The organism is Sphingobacterium sp. lm-10 (assembly GCF_023554555.1).
Classification (GTDB): domain Bacteria; phylum Bacteroidota; class Bacteroidia; order Sphingobacteriales; family Sphingobacteriaceae; genus Sphingobacterium.
In genome coordinates this window covers 1,436,133-1,452,183 of record NZ_JAMJWC010000001.1, presented here as the reverse complement: position 1 = coordinate 1,452,183, position 16,051 = coordinate 1,436,133, and the positions used below count along the sequence as shown (strand labels likewise).

Annotated in this window: 17 protein-coding genes; 14 read left to right on the top strand and 3 right to left on the bottom strand. The window is 39.2% G+C overall.

Features of this window, described 5'->3' with window-relative positions:
• Positions 1–443: 443 nt before the first annotated feature.
• Complete coding sequence (locus tag M8998_RS05745) at positions 444–995, top strand: DUF1697 domain-containing protein (RefSeq protein ID WP_249991240.1); 552 nt, start codon at positions 444–446, stop codon at positions 993–995.
• A 26-nt stretch (positions 996–1,021) separates the two neighbouring features.
• Here the strand turns inward: M8998_RS05745 and M8998_RS05740 are convergent, their stop codons facing one another.
• The 3 genes from M8998_RS05740 to M8998_RS05730 all read right to left on the bottom strand — a co-directional run bounded on the left by M8998_RS05740 (position 1,022) and on the right by M8998_RS05730 (position 5,164).
• Positions 1,022–1,615, bottom strand: coding sequence for a DUF4468 domain-containing protein (locus tag M8998_RS05740; RefSeq protein ID WP_249991238.1), 594 nt, complete (start codon positions 1,613–1,615; stop codon positions 1,022–1,024).
• Between the two features lie 361 nt (positions 1,616–1,976).
• A complete protein-coding gene (locus tag M8998_RS05735; RefSeq protein ID WP_249991236.1) occupies positions 1,977–2,333 on the bottom strand; it encodes a response regulator transcription factor in 357 nt (118 codons plus the stop codon).
• Positions 2,334–2,419: 86 nt separating this feature from the next.
• On the bottom strand, positions 2,420–5,164 hold the full coding sequence (locus M8998_RS05730) for a PAS domain-containing protein (RefSeq protein WP_249991234.1): 2,745 nt from the start codon (positions 5,162–5,164) through the stop codon (positions 2,420–2,422).
• Between the two features lie 401 nt (positions 5,165–5,565).
• On the opposite strand from M8998_RS05730, the gene M8998_RS05725 reads away from it, so the two are divergent.
• From M8998_RS05725 to M8998_RS05665, 13 genes are all read left to right on the top strand, one after another.
• Positions 5,566–6,141, top strand: a complete 576-nt coding sequence (locus tag M8998_RS05725) for a TerD family protein (RefSeq protein ID WP_249991233.1) — start codon at positions 5,566–5,568, stop codon at positions 6,139–6,141.
• A gap of 8 nt (positions 6,142–6,149) precedes the next feature.
• Positions 6,150–6,803 (top strand): stress protein, encoded by a 654-nt coding sequence (locus M8998_RS05720; protein WP_249991231.1) that lies wholly within the window; start codon positions 6,150–6,152, stop codon positions 6,801–6,803.
• 74 nt (positions 6,804–6,877) lie between these two features.
• Entirely contained in the window at positions 6,878–7,432 is a 555-nt protein-coding gene (locus M8998_RS05715) for a TerD family protein (RefSeq protein WP_249991229.1), read from the top strand.
• Between the two features lie 4 nt (positions 7,433–7,436).
• A complete protein-coding gene (locus M8998_RS05710) occupies positions 7,437–8,048 on the top strand; it encodes a TerD family protein (RefSeq protein WP_249991227.1) in 612 nt (203 codons plus the stop codon).
• 1 nt (position 8,049) lies between these two features.
• On the top strand, positions 8,050–8,688 hold the full coding sequence (locus tag M8998_RS05705; RefSeq protein WP_249991225.1) for a vWA domain-containing protein: 639 nt from the start codon (positions 8,050–8,052) through the stop codon (positions 8,686–8,688).
• 2 nt (positions 8,689–8,690) lie between these two features.
• Positions 8,691–9,329: a vWA domain-containing protein gene (locus tag M8998_RS05700; protein ID WP_249991223.1), complete on the top strand. Its 639-nt coding sequence runs from the start codon at positions 8,691–8,693 to the stop codon at positions 9,327–9,329.
• Between the two features lie 13 nt (positions 9,330–9,342).
• Positions 9,343–10,386 carry a TerY-C metal binding domain-containing protein gene (locus tag M8998_RS05695; RefSeq protein WP_249991221.1) on the top strand — a complete coding sequence of 348 codons (1,044 nt, stop codon included), beginning with the start codon at positions 9,343–9,345 and terminating at the stop codon, positions 10,384–10,386.
• A gap of 2 nt (positions 10,387–10,388) precedes the next feature.
• The gene (locus tag M8998_RS05690; protein ID WP_249991219.1) at positions 10,389–11,873 is read left to right on the top strand and encodes a PP2C family serine/threonine-protein phosphatase; all 1,485 of its coding nucleotides are present in this window, start codon (positions 10,389–10,391) and stop codon (positions 11,871–11,873) included.
• 3 nt (positions 11,874–11,876) lie between these two features.
• Positions 11,877–13,388, top strand: a complete 1,512-nt coding sequence (locus M8998_RS05685) for a helix-hairpin-helix domain-containing protein (protein WP_249991217.1) — start codon at positions 11,877–11,879, stop codon at positions 13,386–13,388.
• Between the two features lie 11 nt (positions 13,389–13,399).
• Entirely contained in the window at positions 13,400–14,437 is a 1,038-nt protein-coding gene (locus M8998_RS05680) for a TerC family protein (RefSeq protein ID WP_249991215.1), read from the top strand.
• A gap of 49 nt (positions 14,438–14,486) precedes the next feature.
• Complete coding sequence (locus M8998_RS05675) at positions 14,487–14,999, top strand: DUF4236 domain-containing protein (protein WP_249991213.1); 513 nt, start codon at positions 14,487–14,489, stop codon at positions 14,997–14,999.
• A gap of 216 nt (positions 15,000–15,215) precedes the next feature.
• Positions 15,216–15,521, top strand: coding sequence for a hypothetical protein (locus tag M8998_RS05670; protein ID WP_249991204.1), 306 nt, complete (start codon positions 15,216–15,218; stop codon positions 15,519–15,521).
• Positions 15,522–15,542: 21 nt separating this feature from the next.
• Positions 15,543–16,040 (top strand): hypothetical protein, encoded by a 498-nt coding sequence (locus tag M8998_RS05665; protein WP_249991202.1) that lies wholly within the window; start codon positions 15,543–15,545, stop codon positions 16,038–16,040.
• The last annotated feature ends 11 nt before the right edge of the window (positions 16,041–16,051 follow it).

Sequence of the window (16,051 nt, the reverse complement as noted above, 5' to 3'; positions counted from 1 at the left end):
TATATGTATCAGATCATAGCATTGATCTGGACAATAATAGAAAAACTGTAAAAGCCATTGCTAAATTAAAAGTGCTTCGAGATACTTCTTGAAGCACTTTTGTTTTAAGGGTACGTAGGGGAATGTTGGAACAGCTATTTCCTCTGCTATTTTTATTACGATTATTGCATATATCGCACTAACCACTAAACAATATCTGATGTTGGTTGGCGCAATTTGTCTCCCACTAAGTATACTCCCAAGTTTAACTGCATTACGCAAGACAAATAAAAAGATTAAAGAGAGAGGTCTAGAGTAGGACTAAAAAAGCAGCTGACTTTTACGAAAATGTGTGTCTTCACTATAAATCGAGAATCTTTACCATTTTTTAACCATATGTCGCGTATATTTACCTTCATGAGATAATTACTGTTCTTATAAAAAGCATTAATCTAAGCTGAAAAATGGAAATTTATATCTCAATATTGAGAGGGATAAATGTAGGAGGTCATAATAAGGTCAAGATGGCTGATCTAAAGAAGATGTATGAAGATCTACAATTTAAAAATGTACAAACATATGTGCAGAGTGGAAATGTAATTTTTTCAACCGATATTACCGATATTAAGAATTTAGAAAAAGCAATCAGCGAAAAAATTGAAACACAATTTCTATTTAAAGCCGCTGTAATTGTGCTAACGGTGGATGTTCTTAGAAAAGTGATTGGCGGTAATCCATACGCTAAGAACAAGGAGACAAATAACGCATTCTTATATGTTACATTTTTAGCACATAATATTCAAATTACTGACGATGCCTTGATCATCGGAAAAAAACATCCGGAAGAAGAAATTGCCATTTCTTCCCGTGCGGTTTATCTATATTGTCCAAATGGGTATGGAAGAACAAAGTTGAATAACAATTTTCTTGAAGCTAAGCTGGGAGTCGCCGCGACAACGCGTAATTGGAATACCACTTTAAAACTATTAGATCTGGCTACTAAATTATGTGAGTAATCAATAGCGTTAAAATATAGCCATACCTACCAGTTATTTACCACCTTAGATTTGTCAATAATCTCTTTTATCAAGCCGTTGAAATGCTGTTGTAGCCCGTCAAAAGCTTCTTGAGAAATAATTTGTCCATTTTTGTCAAAGACAGCGTACTTTGCATTTTTGTCTTTAACAAGCGCGAGGTAGGTCCAGCCGGTCGCCCATCCAGATTTATAACCACTTTCATACCATCTCCTACACTCAAAAGAGGGGCGGTTGATACGAACTTTATCATCTTTAAATTGAATGGATAGGGTATAGGATATGTCGTATTTATACGTTGTTTTGCCTATTTGCAGCGGGGATATTTTAACCTTATCAGCGATAACCTCCTTCTCATATCCTTTGATGGTAATACCTTCTCCATCGATCAGACTCAATACCTCTTTAGGATCTCTGTACATGGAAGAAAGTGCATTAAGTACATTTTTATACAGAACCTCCTGTTTTACATTCGGAAAATCGATCACAGTATATTCCGCGCGGTCATTTGAAACAAATCCACTCGGTGTTAGGGTAAAATATTGGGCATACCCTAGTTCAGCAAACAGTAACAGTACGACGAGGTATATTATTTTCTTCATATATATGTTTCCTTTAAATTTTGACTTATCGAGCAACCTTAAAACCCAGCCACTTTATTGCACCGCTAGCAGTGCTCAATGTCAAATTTACCTGAAAAGAGATCTCAAAAAAATCCACGAAAACCAGTATTTATATAGGATGATTACGCCTATAACTATGAATAGTGTGGCAATGCATAATCAGTTAATAGGGTTTTATAGAAGATGTGAGTTAGCTATTTTTTGAAAATAAAAACATACACGCCGTTGTCACAATATGGGTGGACATACTTACTGTGGATTGCGATTGGAAAAGATGGTTTTTCAAGAGTAATAATTAGCAGAATTGCTCATGCCAAAAGTAAATACAGCAATGATTGATTTAATCCAAAGCGAGTTTTATTCTTTCTAATAAATGATTTATTTCAAAAGGCTTAGTAATAAAATCTTGAGGATCACAAACGTCTTTAATATCCTTCAGGTATGCATGCGCACTCATGATTACAACAGGAATATCATCATTTGTTGGATTCTTCTTAATCTCTTTGCAGAGATCAATTCCAGATCCATCAGGTAGCATCACGTCAAAAATATATAAGTTGGGCGAGACAGAAATATCTCTGTTATTGAATTCTTCTATACTTGCAAAAGATTGGACGAGGTAACCCTCTGAGCTTAATAAAATCTCCAAAACATCTCTTATACCTTCGTCATCCTCTAATAAAAATATTGTTCTCATACCATCATATTATTGATATATCAACAGAGGTGTAGTAGATTTGTTTCCCAAACGTTCAATAGTTATGTCTTTAAATTTACACCGACTTAATGCTTTGAACTTTCTAAAGGTAAAGTAAACCAGAATTCGCTTCCTTCTCCCAGTACACTATCCACGCCGATTGTACCTCCATGATTTTTAATGATCTCTGCACAGATATATAAACCTAACCCGAGTCCTGTGAACTTTTGACCTTTGTAATCTGCTCTATAATAACGGTTGAAAAGATGTTTTGATTTTTCCTCTTCAATTCCCGGTCCAAAATCTTGTACACTTATCTTTATTTCGGCATCGGAATTCAACCTAGCATTTACGATAATTTCGACAGAGTCTGGTGCATATTTAATAGCATTGGTAATGAAGTTGATGAGCACTTGACCGATCTGTTGATTATCAGCAAGAATCAACTGCGCTTTTTCACCTTTAAAAATGATTTTCTTTTTGGAAGTTTTAGCGATATGGGAACAGCAATCGTCAAAGAGTTCATCTAGGGAGAATAGTTTTTTTTCAATTTTCATCTGCCCTTGTTCCATTCGGCTAGTATCCAGTAAATCGCTTATTAAGCGGGAGAGGTTCTCAAGACTTCTGATGGATTGTGAGATTAGTTTTTCTCTGGTTTCCTCCGGCAATCTCTTGTGTGCCCTTTCTAATAATTGTAAGGAGGCTTTTAAAGATGTTACAGGGGTTTTAAGTTCATGGCTGGCAATGCTGATAAAATCATCCTTACTTTGTGAAATAAGCCTTCTTGATGTGACATCCATAAAAGTTCCGATTCCTCCGCTCAGATTTCCCTGATCATCAAAAATAGGCGCTGCGTTGATTGATATGTAAGACCTATCCCTATTAGGCGGTTGCAATCCTATTTCCACATCGAACACAGGCCGGCCTGTGGACATCATGATCGACATGGGGTGCTCTTCTTCTGGAAGAGGGCTGCCGTCTAAACGAAGATTTTGCCAACGCGGATCATCATAGGTGCGGTCTTCTATTTCACTTAACGTAAGTCCCAGAATTTGTTGTGCCATTGGGTTCGCGTAAACTAGCTGACCATTGACATCGATAATTCCCACACCTTCGGCCATCGTTTCAAGAATTCCCTGAAGCCTTTGTTCGCTATTTCTTAAAGTATCCTCCAGTAAAGTTTTCTCCCGAATCGTTTCATCACGCTCTCGAATTGCCGCTATTTCTGTCGTGACATCTACAACCATGTCAATAACGCCAGTCACGTGCCCATCTTCCATGTACGGGGCGTAGCTGAAGTTATAAAATCCCTCGACTAAATCTCCATTTCGCATCAGGCTGACCGGACTGGAGAATTCAACGCGTGCTGAACCATCTCTAAATGTCTGAATAAGCTTAATAGCAGCTGGCTGGCCAACTAGCTCTGGAATTTCTTCAAGCAATGATTTTCCAATGATACTGTCATCCCTGTCGATAAGTTCCAACATAGGCGAATTAATAATCGTGACAATCAAATCTTCACCCTTTAGCAGCATAATAGCAATCGGCGACTGTGCAATAAGGTTTTTAAAAACGGCTTCACTATCAATTAGCTTATTGTTGAGCTTTGTAACTGCATTGTTTAGCGTACGGAGATTCTTATTGTCTTTTGATAAACTCTTATTATCTGAACTAAGACTTTTATTTTCATTTTGATAGCCGACATTAACCGTGTTTAAATTCTCGTTCTTTTCTGTGAGCTTATTGTTAATTGATTGTATCGCCTGATTATAGTCCTCCAGCTGTTCATTTGTGGAGTTGTATTCTTCGTTTATTGTGGCAAGCTCCTCATTTGTTGTCTGTAGCTCTTCATTAAGTACAGCCAGCTCTTCATTGTATTCGCTTAATTGTGTTTCACTTTCTTCTAAAGCGATTTTCGCGACAACCTGCTCCGTTGTATCCCTCACGGTTGCCATAATGGCATCGACATTTCCGTTCGTATCGAGAAGCGGAGAAAAGTCTATACTCAAATATTTTCTGCCTTCAGATCCATTTTCGCGGGAAGAGTCAACAACTTCTATCAAAGATACTTTCTCAGCAGATGAAAATACCTTATCAAGTTCAACAGAAAATACTTGCCCTTTTAATAATGGAAATACTTCCAGCATGGGTTTACCGATTACTTCTTCTTGTTTGTGTCCCCAAATTTCTAATACTCCCTGATTCGCAGACTCGATGATCATATTTGGTCCTCGAAGCAATGTTAAGCCAACAGGAGTTGAACTTACGAGTTGCTGCATCCTGTGTTCGGTGTATACTAATCTATCATGGGTTTTGTTAAGCCGCTCATTGGCTTCTTCAAGATCTTCATTAGTAGAACGATATTCTTCATTTGCCGCTTCAAGTTCTTCATTTATAAGTTGTTCATTTTCTTCCTTTTCCTTAACCAATTTCCATGCAGCAACACGCTCGCTGACATCCCAAGCGGTATGTAGTATGCACAAGATGTTACCCGATTTGTCGAATATTGGTTGGTAAACAAAATCGAAATAAGATCTTACTAGGCTGCCATTAATTTCCAGAGCCGCCTCCATTTGCTTTCCTGCGTATAGCGTTCCGGAGTTCCAAACTTCTTTTAAAATACTCGGAAATGGCTGTCCATGTAATTCGGGTAATGCGTCTTCGAATTTATTGCCTACTACCGACTTATCTTTGCCCCAAAATTTGAGCATACTATTGTTTGCTAATTGGATAGTTAGTTCGGGGCCCGTGTAAATTGCAGTAGCCTGATTCGATTGATTAAGTATTTCCAGCAATACTTGATTGCTACCGGAAAAAAAAGGAGTGATCATGAACATTCACATTATTTAAAACAGCTCTCAAAAATAGTAAAAAGAATGTTTCCTGCTATTGGTAAAAGCCTCAATCTTTATAGTGCTCTTTTTGTGACTCTGTTTTGATCATATCTCAAGTCAAAATCAACACTCATAGTTGCTTGAAGCAACCTGTCAAAGAGGAACTAGCCATTTTATTTTTCATGCTAAAATCTTAATTATTTCAATGCCTCTGCTAGATGTTACGGTTTCCCATAACTATGGACCTGTTGATCAGGATACATTTGTACATCGAAAGGATTCGAAACTAAACTAACACGATAGGAAAGCAAATCCAAACTGGGTTTAGAGGGAAGGATTAGCGAGCTGTCTAGAGGTTTGGAAAAAGAAGATAAATTTTACGAGTAAAATATTAAGGTATGGCTATTAATCTACAAAAGGGACAACGGATAGAGGTAGGACTCACTAAGATAACTATTGGTCTTGGTTGGGATCCAAACGAGGGCACAGGCGAAGATTTTGACCTAGACGCTTCCGCATTTATGGTTGACCAATCTCAGCATATCCCCGCTGAACATTTTTTTATTTTCTACGGCAACACGGATTCTCCCGATGGTGCACTACATCATACAGGCGACGATCCAACAGGTGGCAATAGTGCGGATGGAGATGATGAGAGTATACAAATTGATTTATCCAAAGTTGACGAAAGAGTACAGGAAATATCCTTCGTGGTCACTATTCACGATGCGATAGTGAGGAGACAAAACTATGGACAGGTGAGAAATTCTTATATACGGATCGTGGACGATAGCACTGGCCAAGAAGTGGCAAAGTATGAATTAGGAGAAGATTTTTCCCTTGAAACAGCGGTAGAGTTTGGAAGGCTATATCGCCGAAATCAGCATTGGAAGTTTGAGGCTTCTGGTATAGGTTATAAAGAGGATCTAGCATTTTTCCTGTCGAAATACTATAAAGGACAAATTATAAAATAATAACAATTATGGCTATTAACCTTCAAAAGATCACGCTTGAAAAAAAGGGCGATACACATTTTATTGACCTTTCTAAGCAGGTAGGTCCAATTACGGATGAAATAAATATCCACCTTAACTGGTCTAATGGTAAAAAAATAGGCTTATTTGGAAGTCTGTTTAGTAAAGATATTGATTTAGATCTGGGTTGTTTCTACGAGTTAAACAACGGCGAACGAAATGTAATAGATGGACTTCAATTCTCTGGCGGAAGAGGAGGGGCAAAAGATAGAAAAACTAGACAAGGCCGATACGTATCGGAGCCATGGGTATGGCACGCTGGAGATGATAGAGGTACGAGTTCTGGATCCGGCGAGGACATTATAATCAATCCGGCAGGTATTAGTGATTTGAAAAGGGTCGTGATATACTGCTTCATATATGAGGGAGCCGCACGATGGAAAGAAACCAATGGTATAGTCACGGTTAAGGTTCCCGGAACCGCGGAAATAGAGGTACAGATGGGTGCGCAATCAAGCGTACAAAAGTTTTGTGCAATTGCTGAAGTGCTGTTTTCCTCACAGTCCATTGAAGTGAAAAAATTAGTGACGTTTCATAATTCTCATGCCGAATGCGACAAAAAGTATGGATGGGGATTAAAGTGGTCTGCAGGTTCAAAATAAACAATAACGATCGGATATCATCATCATAGAATTGATAACATATATCATCACCTAAAATTAAAATATATTATATCATGGCAATCAACTTACAAAAAGGGCAAAGAGAAAATATCAATGCACCCAAATTTACGATCGGCTTAGGATGGGATACGAACAGTTCATCCACGGGAAGCGCATTTGACTTAGACGCTTCCGTATTCGTTCTGGGAGAAAACAAGAAAATACTTTCAGATCGACACTTCGTATTCTATAACAATTTGAAATCACCTAACGAGGCATTAATTCATACCGGAGACAACCAAACTGGAGATGGGGAAGGAGATGACGAGCAAATTTTGGTAGACCTTTCTAAGATAGAAGAGGCAGCCAGTGAGATTTGTATTGTCATCACCATCCATGATGCCTTGTCTCGTGGACAGAATTTTGGACAGGTGCGCAATTCCTTCATTCGTATCGTGAATACCCTTTCCAATGAAGAATTATTGAAGTATGAGTTAGAAGAAGATTTTTCGATAGAAACAGCGGTGGAATTCGGCCGTATTTACAAGAAAAATGGGGATTGGAAATTTGAAGCCGTAGGCGTAGGCATGAAAGGCGGACTAGAAGATTATTTAACTAAATATAATTAAAAAAATGAGCATTAATCTGCAAAAGGGACAGCGCATTAACCTGAAAAAGGGTAATGGTACGTTACTGCAAAACGTTTGTGTAGGTGTGAATTGGGGGGCTATCGAAAAGAAAAATTGGTTAGGTGGGGTCGATAAGGAACCCGTCGATCTGGACGCCAGTTGTATTCTTTACGATGATGAAAAGGAATGTATTGACGTGGTATACTTTGGTAGTTTGAGATCCAAAGATGGAGCCATCCATCATAGTGGAGATGATCTAACGGGTGATATGGATGGCGATGACGGCCTAGACAATGAGATTATTACCGTTGATTTTTCTAGACTTAGTAATCAGGTGACACAGGTGGCGTTTGTGCTTAATAGCTATAGGGGACATGACTTTGGAACGATTCCGTTTGCAGCCATACGCATATATGAAGGAACTCCTTCTCGTGTGAACGAAGTTTTCGCGACGTATAATATTTCCAAAGGAGAAGGGTTTGCCGGTCATGTATCCATGGTACTGGGAGTGTTTTACAAGCGCCAAGGTGAATGGAAATTTAATGCTATTGGAGAGCCTACTAAAGACCGTAAGCTGCAAGAAACCATCACAACTGTTCAGCAGAAATTTTTATAAGATGAGACGACTACCCGTATATCTATTATTAGACACATCTGGTTCGATGACCGGAGAACCTATCGAAGCAGTAAAAAATGGTGTGCAAATGATGATGCATTCATTACGTCAAAACCCTCAAGCGATAGAGACCGCTTTCGTGAGCATCATAACATTCGATTCTGAAGCGAAGCAAATCGTTCCGCTCACCGATTTAGCCTCTTTTCAAATGGTCGACATCAAGGCCTCTGGGCTGACTTCGCTGGGAGCCGCCCTTTCTTTATTGGCAGATAAATTGGAATCTGAACTTTATAAGACCACAATCGAACAAAAAGGCGATTGGAAGCCATTGATCTTTATCATGACCGATGGTGTGCCTACCGACAACTGGCAGCATGGAAGTGACAAACTTAAACATGTCAATAAGGGATTGATTATAGGCTGTGCGGCAGGTCAGGGGGCTGATGATGTATTGCTTAGGCAAATAGCGAATTCTGTAGTTCGACTAGATAGTGCAGACTCGGAAAGTATTTCCAAGTTCTTTCAGTGGGTTACCGCCTCCATTTCCACAACATCGACCAAAGTAGAGGAATCAGGTAAAGAAGTAATCGGATTGGATCAATTGCCACCGCCACCTTCGGAGCTTATTATAATCGCTTAGTGATGAATAGAAGATTACTGGCTTATTTCCTTCTGGACACATCAGGGTCTATGCGAGGAGAACCTATTCAAGCGTTGAATAACGGCTTTAATGGATTGGTGAGTATGCTTCGCATGGATCCGCAGGCCATGGACTCTTTGCATATCAGTGTCATCACGTTCGATCGTGAGGTACATTGTTTAGTTCCGCTGACAGATTTGGCCAGTTTTCGACCCGTCGAAATATTATGCCCCGAAAGTGGTCCTACGCATACTGGTGAAGCGCTCGAGATGTTGCATGAAATGGTAGATAAAGAACTGATAAAGGGATCTTTCGAAAGAAAGGGTGACTGGAAGCCACTGCTGTTTGTTTTCACGGATGGAAAACCGTCCGACATCCAGAAATATAGGATGAGCATCGCGAAGATTAAGGCGTTGGATTTTGGGATTATTGTGGGCTGTGCCGCCGGACCTAAATCAGAGGTTTCCTTTCTTAAAGAGCTGACCAATGATGTGGTTAAGCTGGATACTACAGATAGCCATACATTGACCACATTTTTTCGTTGGGTAAGTTCCTCCATCGAAATGGGCAGTAAGTCCCAAGGCACTGGAGAAGGCATATACCTCCCTCCTCCGCCAAGCGAGTTAAATATAATTGTTTGAACCCAATAGATGTATGAGAAGGCTACCAGTATATTTTTTAATAGATGTATCGGAATCTATGGTGGGAGAACCTATAGATCAAGTACAAGAAGGAATGGGGACAGTGATACGTGAATTAAAAACAGATCCCGTAGCATTGGAGACCGTATGGATATCCATTATTGGTTTTGCCGGTAAGAGCAAAGTGATTACTCCTTTGCAGGACGTGATCACATTTTATCCGCCAAAATTTCCAATAGGCAGCGGAACATCACTTTCAAGCGGTTTAACAGAATTAATGTGCGCTATGGATAGAGAGTTAGTAACAACTACCTATCAACAAAAAGGCGACTGGAAGCCCATCATTTTTTTGTTTACCGACGGCGTACCCACAGACGATTCGGTAGACGCCATATCAAAATGGCAGACAAAATATAGTAACAAAGTGAATCTGATTGCAATTTCTTTAAGTAGTAACACGAACTATGAGCTGCTGGGCAAGTTGACACCCAATGTATTGCATTTTCAAGATACGGATGCCCAAGCTTATAAAGAGTTTTTTAGATGGGTGACGGCATCTATAAAAACAACGAGTGAAGGGGTTGCTCATCGTACTTCAGATACACTGTGCTTAGAAAAGGTTAATCCCGATGTCATGGAGAAAATTGATTTAGGTAAGAGTCATCAGATCGTAGACGAAAACTTTGTCGTGCTGCACGCAAAGTGTTCGACCACGGAGAAATCATATTTGATCAAATTTAAGAAGGAAATAGAAGCTTCCGGAATAATGAATTTATCCACCCGAATTTATCAAGCGCAGGGCGCTTACAAAATTGATGATAAAGCTTATAGCGAATATTCTAACACACTTACTCAGCATCTAAAGATTTCTACACAAGAATTGTTTGGAAATCCAAATTGTCCTTGTTGTGTTCACCAGTTCAGTCTAGCAAGCTGTGCCTGCGGAAAGATCCACTGCGTGAAAGGAGTCGGCGAAAATGCATGTCCTTGGTGTGGTAGGGTTGATTTTTATGGTGTGTCGGATGGTGGATTTGATATTACTAGAACATTAGGATAAACATGAAAACATTTTTAAAGCAAGTATTGGACGAATTCCAAGTGGAGCAAAATAAGATTGTCAACAATACCATCGCCAAATTGATGCAAAACGCAAAGATACATCAACTGGCAAAGGCGATTAGCGCATCAAAACAAGAAGTAATATCCTTATTCGAAATGTATAAAGAAAAAGAAGAGTTTAAAGATAGCAGACTTACGATAACTAATGCGAATGCAAAGAAGCCTTACGAATATCAATTTGATTTCCCAGAATTTCCCTATATTCATATTAAAGAAATTAGAAATCTAGATAGGGTTAGTTTAGCATTTGATCCCGAGCAAAAGCGGATACATGGAATTCCCCAGTTGGCACTAACGGTGGATTTGCAGCTTATTTTTGTACATAAACTAGAAGAAAACCCAACGGATGATGTGAAGGTCATTTCCTTTGTCGTCAATGCGGATCCAAAAGATCTTTGGATTCATAAGCCTAGTAACCAAAACGACCTTTACTCCAAGCCAGATAGCGACAAATATGTAGGGAAGTTTCTTGATAAGCATATCGTCGTAGCGTCTCAAAGGGGGCGTTCACATGCACACGAAGGTGCTTTTCGCGACGATGATTTTTTCGTTTCAAAATTGCCTATGGATTGGGCCATTATTGCCATGGCAGATGGAGCCGGGTCGGCTAAATTTGCGCGTCAGGGTTCCAAGTTAGCTACCCAAGATGTTGTTCAAGGTTTTCAGAACAATGATATACTCCATGAACTAGATGATTTGTGTTTAAACTATTATGGGAATCCTTTTATAAAAGAGAGCCAGAATACCTTGACTATAGACCAATCTATTGTAGAAATAGATTATGCAGGGAATAACCTAGCCAATACAGATGATTCCATAACAAAATCTACAGAGGAAGAACATTTGCTCACAGTAAAGTCGTCTATTATCAATATACTCTATAAACCTGTTCGCAACGTGCATGCACGGTTATCGGAATTTGCCAAAAAGGAATCTATTCAATTGAAAGACCTTCACACCACCTTGATATTTGCATTAGTCAAAAAGTTTGAGTTTGGTTATGTAGTGTTGAGCTTTGGCGTTGGTGACTGCCCGATCAATATTGTTTTAGATGATCTCGACGAAGTCCACTTACTTAATATATTAGATATCGGTGAGTTTGGTGGTGGTACTCGATTCATCACCATGCCAGAAATATTTACTCAACCGGAGATGCCAGGACGTTTCTCACTAAATAAGTTTGACAATTTTTCAAAATTGGTACTCATGACCGATGGTATTTATGATGCTAAATTTATCACCGAAAACAAACTGAGAGACAAGCAGGCGTGGAAAGCCTTCCTGCAAGATTTAGATGGTGAGAATGAAGATGGCACTAAAGTAGATTTCGCAGATGATGAGCATGTCGACGATCAATTATTAAGTTGGTTGGACTTCTGGAGTAAAGGAAATCACGACGATAGAACGCTAGCAATAATCTATTAACCCATGAAAACGGTACACGTAAGGTCTATTATAGATTCATCTAGAAGCTATAAATACATTGATGATGGAAATCCTAAACGGGGAGGGGTAAAAGATGTCTATTTTGCTCCCGATAGACAATACGTGGTCGCGTTCTTCCGTACCCCATTGGACTTTAATCAGCGTGATCGGATAAAGCGAATTGTCACGTTATACCTAGATAATATCAAAAATGGTAATGCAGGTGATTATTTCTTGGAAGACATTTATCGTTGGCCGTACGATGCGGTAGAACGAGATGGAAAGACAGGAGTGGTCGTGCCAATTTATGACGATAAATTTTTCTTTGGTAAAGGGTACAAAGCTAATAACACCATTAAAGGTGGAGAAAAAGTAGGAAAATGGTTCACAGCTCCCTCTTTTCGAAACCAGCAATATCCACTTTCTCTAGATCAATCGGAACTGGGAGATTGGTTGAGCTATTTCCAAATAGCCATAAATATCTGCCGCGGTGTCAAGAAAATGCATCAAATGGGGCTTGCTCATTCGGACTTGTCATACAACAATGTACTGATTGATCCGGTGACGAAGTCTGCGAATATTATTGATTTGGATGGATTAGTTGTTCCGGGTTTATATCCTCCAGAAGTGATTGGTACAGCCGATTTCATTGCCCCGGAAGTGTTAAAGACCAAACACCTAAAATTAAATGACGCCGATCGGGTATTGCCCAATCAAAAGACAGATTTGCACGCATTGGCTGTCTTAATATATATGTACTTGCTGCGTCGTCATCCTTTACGTGGTAGTAAAATTTGGGATCTTGACGCGGAGAAGGACGAACTTTTGGCTATGGGAGAGAAGGCTCTTTTTGTCGAACATCCCACAGATTATATGAATATTGTCAAAGCAGGTCAGTTAAGAAAATGGGATTCTTTTTGGGGAAACCCTACGCAGATCCCTTATACTAAAACGGGACCCTATCTTGCTGAACTGTTTAAAAGAGCATTTATAGACGGTCTGCACAATCCTATGCTTCGCCCTATAGCCAATGAATGGGAAACCGCGTTGCTGAAAACGGTAGACCTTATACAACCTTGTAGTAATCCAACATGCGCTGAGAAATGGTACGTCTTTGATAACTCGGCTAAGGCTGTTTGTCCATTTTGTGGTACAGCACATCAAGGTACGCTGCCTGTAATAGACCTTTACTACAAATTTAAAGACAAAGTTTGGAAACCGGAGGGCCATAGACTCATGGTATACCACAATCAATATCTCTTCTATTGGCATGTTACGCGTAAAATTATTCGCAATGAAACGCTTACGGATACTGATAAGAAACCGGTAGGATATTTTACTTTCTATCAAAATAAATGGATGCTCGTAAATCAAAATCTTTCAGGCCTGCGGGATATCACGGAACAAAAGGATATACCTACTAATTCGATGGTAGAGCTTACGGATGGCAAGAAAATTCTACTATCCGATGAAGAAGGCGGCAGGTTACTATACATTACAATTACTAATCAATAATCAATCAAAAAATGGAAAAAAGTATTTTAGAATTACACCCTGGCCTAATTTGGGGATTTGGTATAACGGTAATCGTTATGCTAATGTTAGACTTAGGAGTTTTTAACAAGAAAAGCCACGTGGTTACCTCCAAAGAGGCCACCATTTGGACCGTAGTTTGGATTTCCCTAGCGATGATTTTTTCGGCTGTAGTTTATTATGTGTTCAGCCAGGATGCGGGGGGACGTGCTGTCGCACTGGAAAAATTTACCCAGTTTCAGGCAGCCTATTGGATCGAAAAAGCATTATCCGTGGACAATCTATTCGTCTTTATTTTGGTTTTTTCGTATTTCAAAGTGCCTCGTGAGCTGCACCACAAAGTCTTGTTTTGGGGTATTATGGGTGCATTAGTATTCCGTGCTGTTTTTATTTTTGCTGGTGTTGGCCTTATTCAAGTAACCTACTTGAATCCAATATTGACGTATTTTGGAACACCTAATTTACCTTGGGATATCAATATTGTGTTGACCGCGTTTGGTATCTTTCTAGTGTTTGCCGGGGTTAAATCTTGGGGAAGTGGAGATGATGATGAAGACGAAGATTTTAATAGAACAGCCGGCGCTCGGATGATCAAAAGATTTTGGAAGGTTGCGGATAACTACGATCAAGATAAATTCTTTACCGTCCAAAATGGGGTAAAATTGGCTACGCCGCTGTTGGTGGTCGTCGCGGTAATCGAGTTTACAGATGTGTTATTTGCGGTTGACTCTATTCCTGCCATTTTTGCTATTTCCAAAGACCCGTTTATACTGTATACCTCCAATATTTTTGCCATTCTTGGCCTTCGATCCCTTTACTTCCTACTATCTAACTTTATTCATATGTTTAGCAAGTTGCCTTACGGGCTTTCTATAATTTTAACCTTCATAGGCATCAAAATGATTATCTCTCCATGGTATCATATCTCCTCTCCAGTTTCATTAAGTATAGTGGGAGGTATATTGATCTTATCCGTTTTGGTGTCCATTTTATTTCCTGAAAGTAACACTGAGGGAAAGGTATCTGCATAACAACATTACACCTGAAATCATTCATTCAAAAGTATTAACAGAGAAATATATGGCATGGAATTTTAGAAGGCGGATAAAGATTATCCCGGGTGTCCACCTTAATTTTAGTAAGAGCGGAATTTCGACTTCCATAGGCGTAAGAGGAGCAAGTGTCACCGTCGGTAAGTCGGGCACTGATTTAAATACCAGTATACTTGGGCTTAGTATCTACCAGCGTCAGCGACTTACAGGAAGAAGCCAACCTAATCCCGCTGTTTCTGCAAGTCCATTTCCTAATGCCCATCAAATAGACGACATCTACAGTACTGAGATACCTGCAATAACAAGCAAAGGCATGCGGGGTATAAAAGAGTTAATCCTATTGGCTAGAGAGCAACGAAGGTCATTTTCGAAAAATCTGTCCAGAATTAAGTTAGCAATAACTGATACTAGAGTAAAGAAGCTCATCAGTTATCTGTTCATTTATGGATTAGCAAACGAAAATATAATTGCACGACTGAATTTAGATTTAAAATCTCAGCGAGAAGCAGTAAGGCAAACAAAGGAGTTGATTGAAGCATAATATGTAGACCTAGATATTCATTTCGATGTTGAAGTGCTGGGGAAATACGATAAGCTTGTCAGTGCATTTAGCTATAAACATCAATTCCAACACGAGGTATTTTTAAAATCAAATCAGCTTTGTAGTCACATAATCTAAAAAGCATGGTCATAGAGAGTTAAATAGTTTATATTGCAATAATATCCCTCACTATGGGAGACTAACTATATTTTGATCATGAGAAAATTGAAGCCGCTAATGCTAATTGCCATTTTGGCCAATTTGTTTACCATTATTTTGTATCTGATGTTAGACAGAGTAGTATCTGACAGAAGTTTGGCATTTGTTTATATTCAGATACCCATTATTTGGATTTTAGCATTTATTGGTATGGTAGGTGTCTTGATTGTGTATAGAAAAACGATCTTCTCTACATCAATTTTTTGGACGATTATGTTGATGCTTTGCTGTACGCCGATTCCACTTTTTTCTATCGTAACGATTGCCCTTGAGTTTGGTGTGGATCTTTATGGAATACTTTAACTGAACTTAGATAGAGAAACTATGACTGTTAATAAGGAACCACTTTCTATCGCCGAAAAAGCAGCCCTCAAAAAGTTGTATTCAATGCGAATGATCGTAGGAGCTACACTTATTTTTCCGCTTCTTCTCGGATGTCTCATAATTGCCATAAATTCTTTATGGTCTTATGTGGCTGGAAATCAAGACGCAGGTGACTTCTTTGGTGTAGTCATCGTCATCGTATGTGCGTACTTGTTTTTTAAATTTGGTCTTCCATTTTATAAACAAACGTTGTCGAACATTCGAGCAACTCATAAAATCGTTATTGATACCTATATCGTCGATCTACAGATCGCTTTCACTCCGGGAGTGGGCCATAGTTATGTCGTATTTACGGAAGCCGACAGGCCTGTGCGATCGACAAGAACGTCGTTGGTTAACCCTGAATATGAATATAAAGACATGAAAGTAGGCGACAAAATCAGGATACATTGCATGGAGAATAATCAGACCGATATACTGCATATAGAACCTCGATAGCCGGGTTAGTT